This is a genomic window from Pseudomonas sp. Marseille-Q5115 (assembly GCF_916618905.1).
Lineage (GTDB): Bacteria > Pseudomonadota > Gammaproteobacteria > Pseudomonadales > Pseudomonadaceae > Aquipseudomonas > Aquipseudomonas japonica_A.
Genome location: NZ_CAKAKI010000001.1, coordinates 650,341 through 666,364, shown reverse-complemented (window position 1 = coordinate 666,364; position 16,024 = coordinate 650,341). Strand labels below are relative to the sequence as shown.

The 16,024-nt window shown below is 62.4% G+C and carries 17 protein-coding genes; 10 read left to right on the top strand and 7 right to left on the bottom strand.

Annotated elements, in window-relative coordinates:
- Window positions 1–3: 3 nt before the first annotated feature.
- Complete coding sequence (locus LG385_RS03110; protein ID WP_225772327.1) at window positions 4–1,074, top strand: protein-glutamate methylesterase/protein-glutamine glutaminase; 1,071 nt, start codon at window positions 4–6, stop codon at window positions 1,072–1,074.
- 21 nt (window positions 1,075–1,095) lie between these two features.
- Here LG385_RS03110 and LG385_RS03105 read toward each other — a convergent pair whose 3' ends face one another.
- Genes LG385_RS03105 through LG385_RS03075 form a run of 7 tightly spaced genes read right to left on the bottom strand, consistent with a single transcriptional unit; the run spans window position 1,096 to window position 7,147 of the window.
- Window positions 1,096–1,674 carry a TerD family protein gene (locus LG385_RS03105; protein WP_181111485.1) on the bottom strand — a complete coding sequence of 193 codons (579 nt, stop codon included), beginning with the start codon at window positions 1,672–1,674 and terminating at the stop codon, window positions 1,096–1,098.
- 34 nt (window positions 1,675–1,708) lie between these two features.
- Window positions 1,709–2,743 carry a TerC/Alx family metal homeostasis membrane protein gene (locus tag LG385_RS03100; RefSeq protein ID WP_225772325.1) on the bottom strand — a complete coding sequence of 345 codons (1,035 nt, stop codon included), beginning with the start codon at window positions 2,741–2,743 and terminating at the stop codon, window positions 1,709–1,711.
- A gap of 8 nt (window positions 2,744–2,751) precedes the next feature.
- Entirely contained in the window at window positions 2,752–3,201 is a 450-nt protein-coding gene (locus LG385_RS03095) for a tellurite resistance TerB family protein (RefSeq protein ID WP_225772323.1), read from the bottom strand.
- A gap of 51 nt (window positions 3,202–3,252) precedes the next feature.
- Window positions 3,253–4,182: an HpcH/HpaI aldolase/citrate lyase family protein gene (locus LG385_RS03090; RefSeq protein ID WP_225772321.1), complete on the bottom strand. Its 930-nt coding sequence runs from the start codon at window positions 4,180–4,182 to the stop codon at window positions 3,253–3,255.
- Complete coding sequence (locus tag LG385_RS03085; RefSeq protein ID WP_225772319.1) at window positions 4,182–5,270, bottom strand: cysteine protease StiP domain-containing protein; 1,089 nt, start codon at window positions 5,268–5,270, stop codon at window positions 4,182–4,184. Before LG385_RS03085 ends, LG385_RS03090 begins: the two co-directional genes overlap by 1 nt.
- Window positions 5,263–6,021, bottom strand: a complete 759-nt coding sequence (locus LG385_RS03080; protein ID WP_225772316.1) for a trehalose phosphatase — start codon at window positions 6,019–6,021, stop codon at window positions 5,263–5,265. Before LG385_RS03080 ends, LG385_RS03085 begins: the two co-directional genes overlap by 8 nt.
- Window positions 6,011–7,147, bottom strand: a complete 1,137-nt coding sequence (locus LG385_RS03075) for a phosphoribosyltransferase domain-containing protein (protein ID WP_225772314.1) — start codon at window positions 7,145–7,147, stop codon at window positions 6,011–6,013. Before LG385_RS03075 ends, LG385_RS03080 begins: the two co-directional genes overlap by 11 nt.
- Before the next feature lie 692 nt (window positions 7,148–7,839).
- On the opposite strand from LG385_RS03075, the gene LG385_RS03070 reads away from it, so the two are divergent.
- Genes LG385_RS03070 through LG385_RS03030 form a run of 9 tightly spaced genes read left to right on the top strand, consistent with a single transcriptional unit; the run spans window position 7,840 to window position 16,021 of the window.
- Window positions 7,840–8,673, top strand: coding sequence for an ABC transporter ATP-binding protein (locus tag LG385_RS03070; protein WP_413247351.1), 834 nt, complete (start codon window positions 7,840–7,842; stop codon window positions 8,671–8,673).
- Window positions 8,674–8,714: 41 nt separating this feature from the next.
- Window positions 8,715–9,701 carry an ABC transporter substrate-binding protein gene (locus tag LG385_RS03065; RefSeq protein WP_225772309.1) on the top strand — a complete coding sequence of 329 codons (987 nt, stop codon included), beginning with the start codon at window positions 8,715–8,717 and terminating at the stop codon, window positions 9,699–9,701.
- A 33-nt stretch (window positions 9,702–9,734) separates the two neighbouring features.
- Window positions 9,735–10,511 carry an ABC transporter permease gene (locus LG385_RS03060; protein WP_225772308.1) on the top strand — a complete coding sequence of 259 codons (777 nt, stop codon included), beginning with the start codon at window positions 9,735–9,737 and terminating at the stop codon, window positions 10,509–10,511.
- Window positions 10,511–11,275: an SDR family oxidoreductase gene (locus tag LG385_RS03055; protein WP_225772306.1), complete on the top strand. Its 765-nt coding sequence runs from the start codon at window positions 10,511–10,513 to the stop codon at window positions 11,273–11,275. Before LG385_RS03060 ends, LG385_RS03055 begins: the two co-directional genes overlap by 1 nt.
- Before the next feature lie 34 nt (window positions 11,276–11,309).
- Window positions 11,310–11,849 carry a cupin domain-containing protein gene (locus LG385_RS03050; protein ID WP_225772304.1) on the top strand — a complete coding sequence of 180 codons (540 nt, stop codon included), beginning with the start codon at window positions 11,310–11,312 and terminating at the stop codon, window positions 11,847–11,849.
- A 4-nt stretch (window positions 11,850–11,853) separates the two neighbouring features.
- Window positions 11,854–12,729 carry an alpha/beta fold hydrolase gene (locus LG385_RS03045; RefSeq protein WP_225772303.1) on the top strand — a complete coding sequence of 292 codons (876 nt, stop codon included), beginning with the start codon at window positions 11,854–11,856 and terminating at the stop codon, window positions 12,727–12,729.
- Complete coding sequence (locus LG385_RS03040; RefSeq protein ID WP_225772301.1) at window positions 12,726–13,547, top strand: IclR family transcriptional regulator; 822 nt, start codon at window positions 12,726–12,728, stop codon at window positions 13,545–13,547. Before LG385_RS03045 ends, LG385_RS03040 begins: the two co-directional genes overlap by 4 nt.
- A gap of 1 nt (window position 13,548) precedes the next feature.
- Window positions 13,549–14,346: an SDR family oxidoreductase gene (locus tag LG385_RS03035; protein WP_225772299.1), complete on the top strand. Its 798-nt coding sequence runs from the start codon at window positions 13,549–13,551 to the stop codon at window positions 14,344–14,346.
- A complete protein-coding gene (locus LG385_RS03030; RefSeq protein WP_225772298.1) occupies window positions 14,339–16,021 on the top strand; it encodes a thiamine pyrophosphate-binding protein in 1,683 nt (560 codons plus the stop codon). The genes LG385_RS03035 and LG385_RS03030 overlap by 8 nt, the downstream gene beginning before the upstream one ends.
- Window positions 16,022–16,024: the final 3 nt, after the last annotated feature.

Sequence of the window (16,024 nt, the reverse complement as noted above, 5' to 3'; positions counted from 1 at the left end):
GCCATGCCCATCAAGGTAATGATCATCGACGACTCGGCCGTGGTGCGTCAGGTACTGCAAGCCATTCTGGAGCAGAGCCCGGACCTGAAGGTTATCGGTGTGGCCAGCGACCCGTTGTTCGCCATGGAAAAGATGGCCAAGCAGTGGCCGGATGTAATCGTGCTGGACGTGGAAATGCCGCGCATGGACGGCGTGACCTTCCTGCGCAAGCTGATGAGTGAACGCCCTACCCCCGTGGTGATTTGCTCTACCCTGGCTGAAAGCGGCAGCCAGACCGCACTGCAGGCATTGGCCGCCGGCGCTGCGGATATCGTTGCCAAACCGAAAATGGGCCTGAAGGAATTCCTGCATCAATCGGCAGCGGAATTGACCAGCGCGGTACGGGGTGCGGCGAAAGCCAACCTGAACGCCCTGCGTGCACGTTCACCGCTGCCAGCGGTGGCGCCGAAACATACCGCCGATGCGATTCTGCCGCCCGCAGGCGCCCAAGCCATGGCCCGCACCACCGAGCGCGTGATCGCATTAGGCACTTCCACTGGCGGTACCCAGGCGCTGGAGCGTGTGCTGACGGCGCTGCCTCGGGTATGCCCGGCCATTCTCGTGGTGCAGCACATGCCCGAGAAATTCACTGCTGCGTTCGCCCAGCGGCTTGATAGCCTTTGCCAGGTGGAAGTGATGGAAGCCCGGGACAACGACCGTGTGTTGCCGGGGCGGGTGCTGATCGCGCCGGGTGGGCGCCATATGTTGCTCAAGCGCAGCGGCGCGCAATATCACGTGCAGGTCACCGATGGCCCTCACGTCAACCGGCACAAGCCGTCGGTGGATGTACTGTTCCGCTCCGTTGCGCGCTTCGCCGGCGCCAATGCCACAGGCGTAATCATGACGGGCATGGGTGACGATGGCGCCCGGGGCCTGAAAGAAATGCTTGAGGCCGGGGCCGATACCTACGCCCAGGATGAGGCCAGCTGCGTGGTGTTCGGCATGCCCAAGGAAGCGATTCGCCTTGGGGCTGCCCGGCAAGTGGTGGGGCTGGACCGGATAGCTCAGCTGATCGTGCAAACGTCACGGGGCTGAGCTACCGGCCGTTACTCGCCGCTAGCCCATGTTTACCCCGTAGCCCTGCGCCAAGGGCTTGAGCCCCCCTGCGTAACCCTGGCCGATGGCGCGGAATTTCCATTCGCCATTGTGGCGGTACAGCTCGGCAAAGATCATGGCGGTTTCGGTGCCAGCGTCTTCGGCAAGGTCGTAGCGGACCACTTCCTCGCCCGTGGTTTCGTTGATAATGCGGATGAACGCACCACCCACCTGGCCGAAATTCTGCCCTCGGTCGCCCGCCTCATGAATGGTCACGGCGAACGCCACCTTATCCACGTCTGCCGGGACCAGCGCGAGGTCTACCTTGATCTGCTCGTCATCGCCGTCGCCAGCGCCGGTACGGTTGTCACCAGTGTGCTCGACCGAGCCGTCGGGGCTTTTCAGCTGGTTGTAAAAGATGAAATCCCCCTCCCCGCGGACTGTCCCCGTTGCGTTCAGCAGGAAGGCGCTGGCGTCCAGGTCGAAATCCACGCCGTCGGTAGCGCGGGGGTTCCAACCCAGCCCTACGACGATTCGCGTGAGGGAAGGGTCGGTTTTGGTAAGCGAAAGATTACCGCCCTTTTGAAGGGACAATGCCATGTGAAGCTCCTTGTTTGTACAGGTGTGCGAGGGGTCAGTTGTGTTCGGCTTGTGAAAGCGCCTTTGCAGGGAAGATCAGGCTGGCGGCGATGCCCGCAGCCAGTACGGCCATGACGATTGCCAGGCTTGTATTGGGGCCGATCGTGTAACCGTGTTCGAACAGGTGGTGGGTGGCGTTGAGGCCCAGTTTTGCTGCAATGAAGAACAGCAGCGCAATCACGGCTTTTTCCAGGTGCACCAGGTAACGCTTGAGCGCTTCAAGCACGAAGTACAGGCTGCGTAGCCCCAGAATGGCGAACAGCATTGCCGAATACACAATCAGCGGCTCTCGGCTTACCGCAATGACTGCGGGCACCGAGTCGAACGCGAACAGCAGGTCCGACACTTCCACCACCACAAGGCACAGGAACAGGGGCGTCGCGAACACAGCGCCTTTCGCCGCGAGCGTGATGCCATGGTTTTCGGGCTTCAGTACCTGCGCTTCAAGCACCTGGCGGCTGACGAAGAACCGATTGCCGTGCAGCTTGGGCCAGGTCGGAAACAGCCGGGTGGCCACGCGATAGGCAATGTGGCGGGAATAGTCCTCTTCAGCTTCATCGCTGCCACTTCCCTTGAGCATCATGACGGCGGTCCACGCCACGATCACCGCAAATACCACCTCGACCCAGGGGCCCAGGGCGAGCAACCCGGTGCCGATAAGCACAAAGACCCCACGGAAAACGACTGCGCCGATCACACCCCAGTAGAGAACGCGGTGGCGAAGCTCGTCCGGAACCTTGAACCAGGCGAAGATGGCCATGAAGACGAACAGGTTGTCGACGCTCAATACTTTTTCAAGGGCGTAGCCGGTAATGAACAAGTTGGCGGTATGGGCGCCATGTTGCACGTACAGGAAAGCCGCAAACCCCAGCGAGAGTGCAACCCAGAACACCGACCACAGCGATGCCTTGGCCAGTGAAACGGGCCGGTCGGCGCGATGGGTGACCATATCCAGCAGCAGTGCGCCGAGCGCGATGCCGGCGAATACCGCGATGGTCAACGGCGGGAAGCCGAGAGGCGTAGCGTCCATGGTGTACCTCACAAGTCGAAGTCAGCGGGGTTAAGCCCCAGTTCCAGGCATACCTGGCGGCAGGCAGCGCGTTCCTGCTTATCGAAGTTGCCATCGGAACCACCCACTGCGCAGGCGACCCGCACCAGCAAGCGTGCCGCGCTGTCGTTGCCCTTGAGCTTGCCGATAGTCTTGAGCGCCTCGGCCTCGCCAATGTGGAAATCGAATTCGAACTTGCTGGTGGCGTCGTTGAACGCTGCAAGTACGTCATTCAAGTTGAACACCTTCAGTTCGGGCGAATTATTGATAAAACCCGTCATCTTTATTTTTTCAGCGGCAGTTATTTCGCCATCAGCGGCCGCGATCATTGCGCACGCAGCAGCCGTTGCTTCCATAAAGTGCCGGTTTCGGAACTTCGCTACTTCGGTGGTAAGCGCTTCCCGCGCCATTGCCGCATTGCTTTTCAACCATCCCAACATCGGGTTCTCCTTGTTAAAGGGCAATTGCCCGGCGACCATTCGCACGTTCTGTTAACCCCCTGCCTGCGCCAAGTTGCAATCGACGGGCTTCACGCCATGCCACTTCGCGCGCTCCAGCGTCCTGACCGCCCAGTTGTAATGCGTGGCCGGTTCGACCATGGCGTCGTCGTGCCTGAACACTGCAGGGCGGGCGCCCTGGACGATCAACCGGGCGCAGTTCAGGTCTTCTATGGGGACTTTCAACCCTTCATGGATCAGGGGCACCTGGCTGGGATGGATGGCCGTTTTGCCCACCAGCCCATGGGCCACGTCCAGGTGCACTTCCCGATTGAGCAGCTCTGGCATGGCCAGGTGTTCGAATACGGGCGCCGTGAGCGCGAAACCCTGCGCGCCCAGCACACCGGCAAGCATGGGGATCACATAGCCCATCGGGGTTTCATACAGGGTGCCGGTACGCGGGCGCCGCAGGGCCAGACAACCCAGCAGATCGTTCCCCCCGATGCGGATCGCCAGGATTCGCTGCCCGAATTGGGCCCGTAGCGCCCCGCCCAACTCCGCCACAGCGGCAGGGTTGTAGACCTGTGCGGTTTCAAGGGTGGGCATGAGTAACTGGTTGGGTGCATCCAGCACACGGGCCCAGCGCTCGAGAGAGGCCAGATCGAGTTTGGGAATCACGAAACCATCTATTGCGTGTATTTCCGGCCAAGCCATCAGCGTAGCGGCCATGCGCGGGTTTCTAGGGCGAACGAACACCAATGGGCTGCAGTCATCGGCACGGTCACTGCGGGCGACGCTGGCTAGTGTGCTGCGTAGTCGAGCCAAGGCCGGGGCCGCATCCAACTCGGCAATTGCATCCTCAAGGCACACCACCAGCGATCGCAGGCCGGGTAGTTTCTTCCCCACCATAACCGCCAGAAGGTCCGGTCGAGTAGCCGGCATATACAGGGTACCGCCCAAGGCAAACGGAGAGACGTTTCGCACTAGCTCACCCTCCGGATAAGGGTAACCGCCCGGTACGGCCCCAGTACCGTGCCCGCCTCCTGCACCTCGATGTCGGCGTGCTGAGCGAGATGTATAAGTAACTGCACGTTAGGGTCGCGCCGGTCCCGTACCACTACCTGGTCAGGAACACGCCTGAATACCGCCCGCGTGGCCTCTGCGATTCCGGGCTTTATTCGATTGAGGTCGTTTGTATCGAAGCGCGCGCACAGGTGCCCGAACACTTCTGAAGTAGCGGCTTGCAGTGCCGTGGCGTGCGCCGGGGCCCAGGGCGCTGCTGCGCAGGGGCGTACTGTGGCCCGGGCGGCGTTGACCCTTTCGATGAAGGGGCGCGTGAGGTCGTGCGCCTTCAGGTCATGCTGCACCACACATCCATGCAGCCCTGCATCGGCGGGCCAGACCGAGCGCGAAACCAGCCCGGATACCGTTGCGCCAAGCACGCCGGACGGGATGAGCCAGTCCTGCGCCGAGGCTGCCAGCCATGCGCGGCCGCATGGGTCTGCCAGCACCACCAACCGCGGTACGTCGGGAAAGCGGTGGTCGCCTGCAAGGCTGCGTTTGAGTTCGACGGCAATGGCGCCCTTGCCGGTCCAGCCGTCGACGAATGCGATGTTCTGCGCCCCATGGCGGGCAATGATGTGCTCCAGCGCCACGGTGTCGATGCCGCGACCTCGTACGATACTGATCCCGTAGTGGTGAACATCGCGCCCCAGCTCCAGCAGCGCCCGACGTAGTAACACCCCCACAGGAAGGCCGGCGCGCACAAAGGACACCAGTACGATGGGAGCCTCGGGATAACGCGCCGCCAGCCCCAATGCCAGGGCTTGTATGTCCGTGGCCATCCTGCCGGCGTTGTTCTCCAGCGCGCGTTCGAAATAGGCCAGGTGGGAACCCGAAGGCGCTTCCTCGCGGCTGAGCATTTCTGAATAATGTTTCTGCTGCCGCTGGATACAACGTTCCTTTTCCAGCGCGGCCGTAGGTGCAAGTTCCGTGGCGCGAAGGAGAATATGGACATCGGCCGGCAGATAACTGCCGCTGCCAACGGTTGCCATGGCCAGTGGGTCAAGCATGGGCGATTCCCTCCACACACTTGGCGACCTGGCTCCCGCTTGGCGTAGCCCAGAAATGGCACAGCCCCATGAAGCCAAGATCCGAAACACTGTCTCCAATACCAAGCAACAGGCGCCCACCGTGCAGCGCGTAATCCTGCGCGAGGTAATGCTCCACTGCAGCGCGCTTGCTGATGCCCAGGGGGAGCAAGGCCAGGTTGTTACCGTTGAGGTGGGTGTACAGGCCTTCGAGGTGGCCTGCGATCAGCAAGGTGTCGCGCAAGCGCACCAACTGGGCATCGGTGCCCGCGTTGTGCTTGATCACGATGCAGTGCCGCTGCCCACCCTCCTCCAGTACCCAGCCGCGAAGCGACATACCGAGTTCGGCGCCTGCTTGAAGGGCCGCTTCACACAGCACCGGCAAACGAGCGTGGAAGGGGCGAAGCCGCTCGGCCATTGCGCCTTGCCAGTGAAGGTCCACCTCACCGTCGGGGCCGAGGATCACCCCGCCATGGGCACAAATGGCGCCGCCACTGAACCCCAGCGCCACGCGCCCGAACGCTTCCACACTGCGAGCGGTCACGGGCACCAGATCGCAATCGCGCCGTAGCCAGTCCAGAAGGGTTTTTTGCGCTTCGCTCTGGTAGCCGCTTACTGCTCCTTCCACGGTATGGGAAGCTGGATACCGCCGGGCATCTCCGGGCATCTTGCCGGGTGTTTGAAAAAGGGTATCGTCGAGGTCCAGAAACACGAGGGGCCGATTACTCACCATCGACGATCACCTGCGCATTCAGCGTGTCGATCAGTGAAACAGGCAGTGCCAGCCTGTGGGTTTCCGTGCACAGCAATACCCGTTCGAACTGCCCGGGTGCGACGTTATAAAGGAAGTTGTCTATGCCTTGCCCATAGTTGTCGGGGAATGCTATTACGCGCTCGATGGCGTGCCCAGCGGCAATGGGCGAGCGCGTGGTAGAGCAGAAATGCACCCGGGCGCCGCTGCGCTCCAACCGCTCCGCCAACAGAAACGGCTTCCATACGAACTCCCCGGTGCCGATCACCAGGATGTTCTCGCCAGGTACCGCCTGGAGGTCACGGCCCAGGGTGTCGGCCACGTTCCGTACACCCAGGCGCCCCCAGTCGTTTGCCGGGTCGATTGGCCACCTGGCCACCGGGGCGAGCCCGCTCCGGGGGCGGGCAGGCACCACTGAACATGAATCGCCGGTAAAACGGTATGCCCCCCGCAGCAGCGATACCTGCGCGGCGTGCTCGCCAACGGCGGCGGTGATCGCACCGCCGGACCAGTCGGTAAGGACGCTGGTAACAAGCCGCTCGACCCTGCTCAGCCCTGAAGCCAGCAAAGCGTTGTAGAGATTGAGCAGGGTTTTGCCGGTAGAGGCTTCGTCGTCCACCAGCACCAGGGAACGTGCACTTAGCATCATCTCCCGCAACGCTGGGGCGGCAGGGGCATGTAGGAGGTGAGTACTTGCGTGGCTGTGCTCCTCCTCGAAACAGGCGAACACATCCTCGGCTACGAAGTGGCGGGTGGTAACAAGGTACATCGAGTCGGGGCGGAAACGGCTGTAAGCCCTGTGCACACCGGCGCCGAGGCCAACGGCGGTTTCCGCAAGCCCAATGAATAGCACCGGGCCGGGAAGGTCGCTGGGTAGTCGGCTTGCAAGCTGCTCGCACGTTTCCGAGAAGCGTGAAGGCGCAACGGGGATGTGCTTGCCGAGTACACGTGAAACGAAAAGAAACGCTCGCCTTGGGTTATGCCGCTCCGCGAACCCGAAAAGGGAGCGAGGGGGGACTACAGAACTCTGGACTTCGACATCGAGCACGCCCTGCCGTAATACAGCGCGGAGTTTCGTAGAGCTAAATTTGGTTACACTTGATTCCATGTGTTATTTCCTGCAGACAGCAGAATGCTCTAATCCAAACCGGATCAAGAAACATAAGAAAATACTTTACCGACGAAGCCACAAAGAAATGCGTCAGATGTCGAAGCCGGCGCATTATGCGCAGCGGAGCGATCAAATGCAGCAACTAGAAGCGTTACAAGTGTTGCAGTATATGAGCTGTAGCGAAGACCATACCACCATCCTACGCAGCCTGCAGATTAGTCTTAATTAATTCCACAACTAATTTCAAAGCATTTTGAAAAACCTTAACCAGCAGAAACTTCCAGGCACTTTTTAAAGCGCCTGCTCCAAATATATTAATCAGCAAAGCTGGCTGTGATGTTCCACTACCCCTATTCCACTATAGGGCCACCCCTGCGCTTCAGTGACGCTCGATTTGCCCCACATCCAAAACGATCAGGTCGTTTCGTATATGAAACACTGTTTCGAAAAAGCACTTTAACCTAGCAGGCTGACGTAACAACGCTCGAGAAGTGTGCAGGCACGTATCAACAGTCAAACAGTGTTTTATATATAAAACATGGCTTGTTGCTTCGCCCTCTCCTAACTACCTGAAAAACCTTCACTTTATTTATTCGTCCTGGGAATTATTGCCTTGGCATTGTTCATGCACCAACCGTTGTATCACCAGTAAAACAGACCAGAGACCTTTACCAATGGCTGTGAAAGAGATGCTCGCGATTGCCCCTGACTGGAACCCGTCTCGCCACCCGGCGAAGGCGCCAACCGAAATCGAGTTTCGCAATGTCGGCAAATGCTTCCCGGCCAAAAAAAACATCGATGCGCCTTTCGCCATCCGGGACGTAAATTTCAGGATTGCCCGCGGCGAGGTGGTCTCGATCATCGGCCCCTCCGGCTGCGGCAAAAGCACGATCCTCAATATGGGCTCCGGCCTTTATCGGCCTACCGAGGGTGAGGTGTTGGTTGGCGGGGAAGCCGTCAACGGCCCGGTAAAGAAAGTCGCGTTCATGCTGCAGAAGGACTTGCTGATGCCATGGCGCAGCATTCGCGAGAACGTGGAACTGGGGTTGGAAATCGAAGGCATGGCCGCCGCGCAACGCCGTGCGATTGCAGAAAATCTACTGACTCGCTGCCACTTGCAAGGCTTTGCCGATCACTACCCCTTTCAGCTCTCCGGTGGCATGCGCCAGCGCGCTGCCCTTGCCCGCACCTTGGCGATGGACCCTCAGGTGTTGTTCCTCGACGAGCCATTTTCGGCCCTGGATGCGCAGACCAAGATGATTCTTCAGCAGGACATGGCGCGCATGTTGTTCGAAGAAAAGAAAACCGCGCTGTTCATTACCCACGACCTGGTCGAGGCCATTGCCATGTCAGATCGGCTGCTGGTGATGAGCGCGCGGCCAGGGACCATCGTCGAAGAAATCATCGTAGACCTGCCCTACCGCGAAAACCCGCTCGAGCGCCGCAAGCTTGCCGAGATCGGCCCGCTGGCCGGCCGCCTGATGGAGTTGCTCAAGGTAGGCGAAGACACCGAACTGCATTGATTGCCACTGCCGCTGATCCTTCATCGAACTCTGGAGCCACCATGTTCAAACTCGCAATCAAGGGCGCTTCAGCGCTGCTTGGCCTTGGCTTCGCCGTGGCCGCGCAGGCCGCCACCGACGTCACCTACCTGCTACCCGCACCGCCCAATTCCCCCGCTTTCGCCCCTTGGGTGATCGCGAAGGAAAAAGGCTACTACGCACAGAAAAACCTGAACGTGACGTTCATCGCGGCCAAGGGCGGTGTTGATGTAGCCAAGCAGATCGGCGCCGGAAACGCGCTGATCGGCGGGGCCATTGGCGATACCCCCATCGTGGTGCGCGCCAATGGCATTCCGGTACGCGACGTGGCGGTGCTGGGCGCCGGCGGGGTGACCATGATCGCCACCAACGCCGATGAAAACATCAACTCGGTGAAGGACCTCAAGGGCAAGACCCTGACTGTGATGTCCTACTCGGACACCACTTACTACGCCCTTCTGGCATCGCTACGCAAGGCGGGCCTGAGCAAGACCGACGTGGACGTGCAGGCGGCCGGCCCCGCAGGTGTGTGGCAGCTGTTCGCGGCGAAGAAATCCGTGGCCATGGCCGGCGTACCCGACTGGATAACCGACACCGAAGAAACTGGCCTGAAGGTGAAGCTCATTCCCCAGGACCAGGTGTTCGAGAGCATGGCGCAATCGATCATGGCCTCCGACGACGCCATCCAGAACCACCCGGACATCGTTCGTGGTGTGGTTCAGGCCACGCTTGAAGGCATGGCCGACATCATCGCCGACCCGCATGCGGCGGCCGCTACCTTTGCCAAGGCTATCCCCAGCTATGCCGGCAAGGAAGCGCAGCTGGAGAAGACCTTCAAGCTCTATGTCGAGCATGTGTATGCCCGCCAGGCGGTACCTGGCCGCATCGACCCGCAGCGTCTGGAAGCCGTGCGCCAGTTCTACGTGAGCGAAGGCATCGTCAGCAAGGCGCCAAAGCTGGAAGACCTCTACACCAACCAGTTCATCGACACCGCCACCGCCTCTCAATAAAGGCGCGGGCGCAAGCGTATAGGTACGAGCGTGATGAAAAGCCTGAATAACTCGCTGTCTGGCAGCCTGGCCCTGCTGATTCTCTTTCTGGGCTTGTGGCAATGGGGCCCCGGCCTGTTGGGCATGCCTGAATTCGTGATGCCCAAGCTGAGCCGGGTGGCCCAGGAAGGCGTGGCGATGTGGAGCACCAGCGGGCTGTTGCAACACACGTTGATCACTGCCGTGGAGATCGTGGTGGGCTTCGCCCTCGGGGCTTTGTTGGGGGTAGTGATCGGCACGTCGCTGGGCCTTTCGCCGAAGGCCGAAGCCATGCTCTCGCCCTACATCCTGGCCTTGCAGATTGCCCCTAAGGTCGCCTTCGCCCCGCTGTTCGTGATGTGGCTGGGCTACACCGTGTACCCGAAGATCCTGATCGCGGTGCTGATCGTGTTCTTCCCGGTGATGATCAACGTGCTGTCGGCAATCCGCACCGTGGACCCGGACATGATCAACCTGGTGCGCACCATGAACGCCAGTCGTTGGCAGATTTTCCGCCTGGTGGAATTCCCCTCGGCCATGGCCGCTTTGTTCTCGGGCCTACGCATTGCCTCCACCCTGGCGGTGATAGGGGTAACCGTCGGCGAATTGGTAGGAGGTAACCAGGGCCTTGGCTTCCTGCTAGTCGATGCCGAGGGCCAGGGCAACACCAGCGGTGTATTCGTCGCGATCGTGATGCTGACGCTGATTGGCGTGCTGGCCTACGGCGCCGTGGTGTGGGCCGAGAAACGCGTACTGCATTACATGCCCAAAGCCATGCTGAGTACCAACTGATGAACGAACCGACCCAACTTCTGCAGGGCCGCCGTGTGCTGGTTACCGGTGGCGCCCGCGGCCTGGGCTACGCCTTTGCCCAGGCCATCGCCCAGGCCGGTGCCCGGGTGGTGATCGCCGACATCCTCGCCGAGCGTGTGCAGCAAGCCGCTGCCGAGCTTCGCGCCCTTGGGCTTAGCGTGGACGGCCTGGCCGTGGACCTCGCCGACCCGGTATCGATCCAGGACTGCGCCACCCGCGCCAGTGAGTTGCTGGGCGGCCTCGACGGCCTGGTGAACAACGCCTCGGTCACCAACTCCGGCGGTAAAAGCTGCGAGCAACTGAGCATCGAAACCTGGGACCAGGTGATGCAGGTGAATGTGCGCGGTACTTGGCTGATGACCACCGCCTGCCTTCCGGCGCTGCGCCTGAGCGGGCACGGCGCGGTCGTCAACCTGGCCTCCGACACCCCGCTGTGGGGCGCGCCCAACCTGATGGCCTACGTGGCCAGCAAGGGCGCGATCATCGCCATGACCCGCAGCCTGGCCCGCGAGCTGGGCGCCGACAACATCACCGTGAATGCCATCGCCCCTGGGCTGGTATTGGTGGAAGCCACCGCTTACGTCCCCGAAGCGCGGCACCGTTTGTACACCGAACAACGCGCCATCCAGCGCCCACAACTGCCCGAAGACGTCAGCGGCGCCGTGGTGTTCGCCCTGTCGAACCTGGCCCGCTTCATCACGGGGCAAACCCTGCCGGTCAACGGCGGATTCGTGATGCCCTGACCCTTTGCCGCACCGACTGAAAATGGAGACTGCCATGACTGATCTGTCCACCACCGCCCAAGCCCCCAAGAGTTGGGATCGCCCCCAGGGTGCCAGCCTTGAAGCCTGGATGCAGACCCGTATCGCCCGGTACGAGAGCCGCAAGTACGACTGGAACGCGCTGAAATTCCAGGCTGACTACGACCCGAAATTCCGCCGCGCGCAAATGCGTTACATCGGCACCGGCGGCACCGGCGTGGGCACCGACATGAACACCATTCCCTCCGAGCACTTCACCTTCAGCACCATGGTGATCCCGGCCGGCCACGAGGGCCCGCCGCACTTGCATACCGATGTGGAGGAAGTGTTCTTCGTACTGCGCGGCAAGCTCAAGGTAGTGATCGAGCAGAACGGCGAGCGCTACGAAACCATCCTCACCGACCGCGACGTGATCTCGGTACCCCCGGGCGTGTACCGCGAAGAGATCAACATCGGCGACGAAGACGCCTTGATGTGCGTGATGCTCGGCGCGAAGAAGCCTGTGACTCCCACTTACCCGCCAGAGCATCCCCTGGCTTCGATCAAGCGCGGATAACAGCATGCTGCCAGCCACCCACGTACCCTCGCCCACCGCTGACCTGGAAGCGCTGCTGCAACAGCGCTTCGGCCAGCGAGTGCTCGCGCTGAATGACAGCGCGCAGGCGATCCGCGAGATCGGCAATGGCCCGGCCATCGTGCTGCTGCATGGCATTGGTTCGGGCGCCGGCTCCTGGCTCGAAGTGGCCTTGCAGCTGGGCCAGCAGGGGCATGTGGTGGCCTGGGATGCGCCCGGGTATGGCGAGTCCTCGCCGCTGCCTTCACAGGTGCCCACGGCCGAAGACTACGCCCTGCGGCTGTCGCAAACACTGGACAGCCTCGGGATCGCCAACTGCGTATTGGTTGGGCATTCCCTGGGCGCGATCACTGCTGCGGCGTTCACCCGGCTGTACCCGGAACGCGTGCGCCGGCTGGTGTTGATCAGCCCGGCCCGTGGCTACGGCGACCCGGCTCGTGCGGCGCAGGGCGAAGCGGTACGCGCGCACCGGCTTAGCACCCTGGAGCAGTCAGGCATCGCCCGGATGGCCGCCCAGCGCAGCAGCGCCATGTTGTCGCCACGCGCCAGCGCGAAGGCACTGGAGTGGGTGCGCTGGAACATGGCCAGGCTCAACCCGCAGGGGTACCGCCAGGCGATTGAATTGCTGTGCGGGGACGACCTGCTGCGCCACGCCCCGTTGCAGGTGCCGTGCGACGTGCACTGTGGCGAAGCGGATGGCATTACCCCAGCCGAAGCCTGCCTCACCCTGGCCAAGGCCCTGGGCGCGACCTTTAGCTTGATCCCCGATGCCGGGCACGCCAGCCCCATCGAACAACCCCATCCGGTGGCGGGCCGACTGGCGTTCGCCCTCAAGGAATCGCTGACAGGAAGTACACAATGAATGACTCCGATCTGAAGGATTCGCAGGACAAATACATCGTGCCCGGGCTGGAGCGAGGCCTGTTGTTGCTGTGCGAGTTCACCCGCCAGAACCGCACCCTTACCGCCCCGGAACTGGCCCGGCGGCTGGAGCTGCCGCGCTCTACCATTTTCCGTTTGCTGACCACGCTGGAAACCATGGGCTTCGTGACCCGTACCGGCAACGAGTACCGCCTGGGCATGTCGGTGTTGCGCCTGGGCTTCGAATACCTGGCCTCGCTGGAGCTGACCGAGCTGGGCCAGCCACTGCTGGCGCGTTTGTGCGACAAGCTCAACTACCCAAGCAACCTGGTGGTGCGCGACGGCCGCTCGATCGTGTACGTGGCCAAGGTGTCGCCGCCCTCGGTGTTCTCCAGCGCGGTGAATGTGGGCACTCGCCTGCCCGCCCATGCCACCGTGCTGGGGCGCATTCTGCTGGAAGACCTCACCCTGGCCGAGTTGCGCGAGCTGTACCCCGAGGAGCACCTGGAACAGCACTCCCATTGCACCCCGCGCACGGTGCTGGAGCTGTTCAATCTGGTGCAGCACGACCGGGAACGCGGCTTCGTGAGCGGCGAAGGCTTTTTCGAGTCGGCGATCTCCACCGTGGCCGCGCCGGTGCGCGACCACTCGGGCCGGGTGGTAGCCGCGTTGGGGGTGACCATTCCTACCTCGCAGGTCGGCCACATCAACTTCGAAGAACTACTGGGCCAGGTGCGCCGCACCGCCGACGAGCTGTCTCGGCTGCTGAATTACACCCCCCACCATGGCAGCCGCGTGACCGCGCTGATGAGGGACTGAAATGAGTGTGTATCCCCTTCAGGGCAGTACTGCCATCGTGACCGGCGGCTCGTCGGGCATCGGCCTGGCGTGTGTGGAATTGTTGCTCGCCGCTGGCGCCGCCGTGGCCTTTTGCGGGCGCAACGAAGCCCGCCTGCGCAGCGCCGAAGCGGGCCTGCGCGAGCGCTTCCCCGAGGCCCGCTTGCTGGCCCAGGTGTGCGACGTGCTCGATGCAAGTTCAGTGCAAGCCTTCGCCGCCGCCAGCCTGGAAGCGTTCGGCCCGGCACAGGTGTTGATCAACAACGCTGGCCAGGGACGTGTATCGACCTTCGCCGACACCACCGACGACGCCTGGAGCGAGGAGCTCAACCTCAAGTTCTTCTCGGTGATTTACCCCGTGAGGGCCTTCCTGCCGCAGCTCGAACGCAGCCAGAACGCATCCATCGTGTGTGTGAACTCGCTGCTGGCCAGCCAGCCGGAGCCCCATATGGTGGCGACCTCGGCGGCCCGCGCCGGCTTGAAGAACCTGGTGCGCTCCATGGCGTTCGAGTTCGCCCCCAAGCACATCCGCGTGAACGGCATCCTGATCGGCCTGGTGGAATCCGGGCAATGGCGGCGGCGCTTCGAAGCCCGCGAGGAACGCCACCTCGACTGGGCGCAATGGACCGCGCAACTGGCCGCACGCAAGCACATCCCTCTCGCCCGCCTGGGCCTGCCGATCGAAGCGGCGCAGGCAATTCTTTTCCTGGCATCACCCCTGTCGGCCTACACCACAGGCAGCCATATCGACGTATCCGGAGGCCTGTCCCGCCATGCGTAACGACAACCAAGTGACCGTGGGCGCTGCTATCACCGCCTTTCTCGAACAGTGCGAAGTGAAAGCCGCATTCGGGGTGATTTCCATCCACAACATGCCAATCCTCGATGCCTTCGCCGTGCGCGGGAACATCCGCTTCGTGATGGCCCGGGGTGAAGCCGGTGCTACCAACATGGCTGATGCCTATGCCCGTACCACCGGCGGCCTGGGCGTGTGCCTTACGTCTACCGGCACCGCGGCAGGCAACGCCGCTGGGGCGATGGTCGAAGCCCTGACCGCAGGCACGCCGCTGCTGCACATCACCGGCCAGATCGAAACGCCCTACCTGGACCAGGAATTCGCCTACATCCATGAAGCGCGCGACCAGCTCACCATGCTCAAGGCCGTGTCCAAGGCGGCCTTCCGGGTGCGCAGCGTGGAAACCGCCCTCAGCACCCTGAAGCTGGCCGTGCAAACCGCCCTCACTGCACCCACCGGCCCGGTGAGCGTGGAGATCCCTATCGATATCCAGTCCACCTTCATCCCCATGCCCACCGACCTTGCCCCGTTGCCGGTACCGGTAGCAGTGCCCACGGCCGAGGCGCTCGACCAACTGGCTGAGCGCATGGTCCACGCCAAACGCCCTCTGCTGTGGCTTGGCGGTGGTGCGCGGCATGCGGGCAAGGCAGTCAAGCGCCTGCTCGACCTGGGCGTTGGGGTGATCACCTCGACCCAGGGCCGTGGCGTGGTGAACGAAGACGACGAACGCTGCCTCGGCGCCTTCTCCCAGAACCGCCTCGTGGAAAGCTTCATGCAAGGTTGCGACGCGCTGCTGATTGCCGGGTCGCGGTTGCGCAGCAACGAGACGTTCAAATACGCCCTGAAATTGCCGGCCAATACGCTGCGCATCGACGCCAACCCCGCGATCGAGGGCCGCAGCTACCCCAGCGACTTGTTCGTGTGCGGCGACGCGGCGCTGACGCTCGACGGCCTGGCCGACCGCCTCGAAGGCCGCCTGCAGACCGACCCGCAGTTCTTGCCCGAGCTCAAGGACGTGCGCGCCAGGTCCCGGGCCGCGCTGGTGGCCGACCTTGGCCCTTACGCTGCCATGGTGGAGCAATTGCAAGCCAACACCGGCCGCAACTTCAGTTGGGTGCGGGACGTGACCCTATCCAACAGCATCTGGGGTAACCGCCTGCTCAACCTGTACCACCCGCAAGCCGGCGTGCATGCCTTGGGTGGCGGCATTGGCCAAGGCCTGGCCATGGGGATCGGCGCCGGCATCGCAGCCGCCGAGTACGACCCTCAGCGCAAGGTGTTCGCCCTGGCCGGGGACGGCGGCTTCATTCTCAACCTGGGTGAACTGGCCACCCTCGTGCAGGAAAAGGCCAACGTGGTGATCCTGCTGATGAACGATCAGCGTTACGGGGTGATACGCAACATCCAGGACGCCATTTACGGTGCCCGCCACGCCTATGTGGAATTGCACACCCCCGATTACACCCAACTGGCCACGGCCATGGGCATCCGCCATGGGCTGGTGCGCGACCTGAGCCAATTCGCCGGGGTGCTGGAACAGGCGTTCAGCGTGCCGGGGCCTTTCCTGCTGGAAGTGGACATGCTCGCGGTCGGTAACTTCGCCACCCAGTTCGCCGGCCCGCCCAACAGCGAAACCAAAGCCCAGAAGGCCACCGCCTGAGGA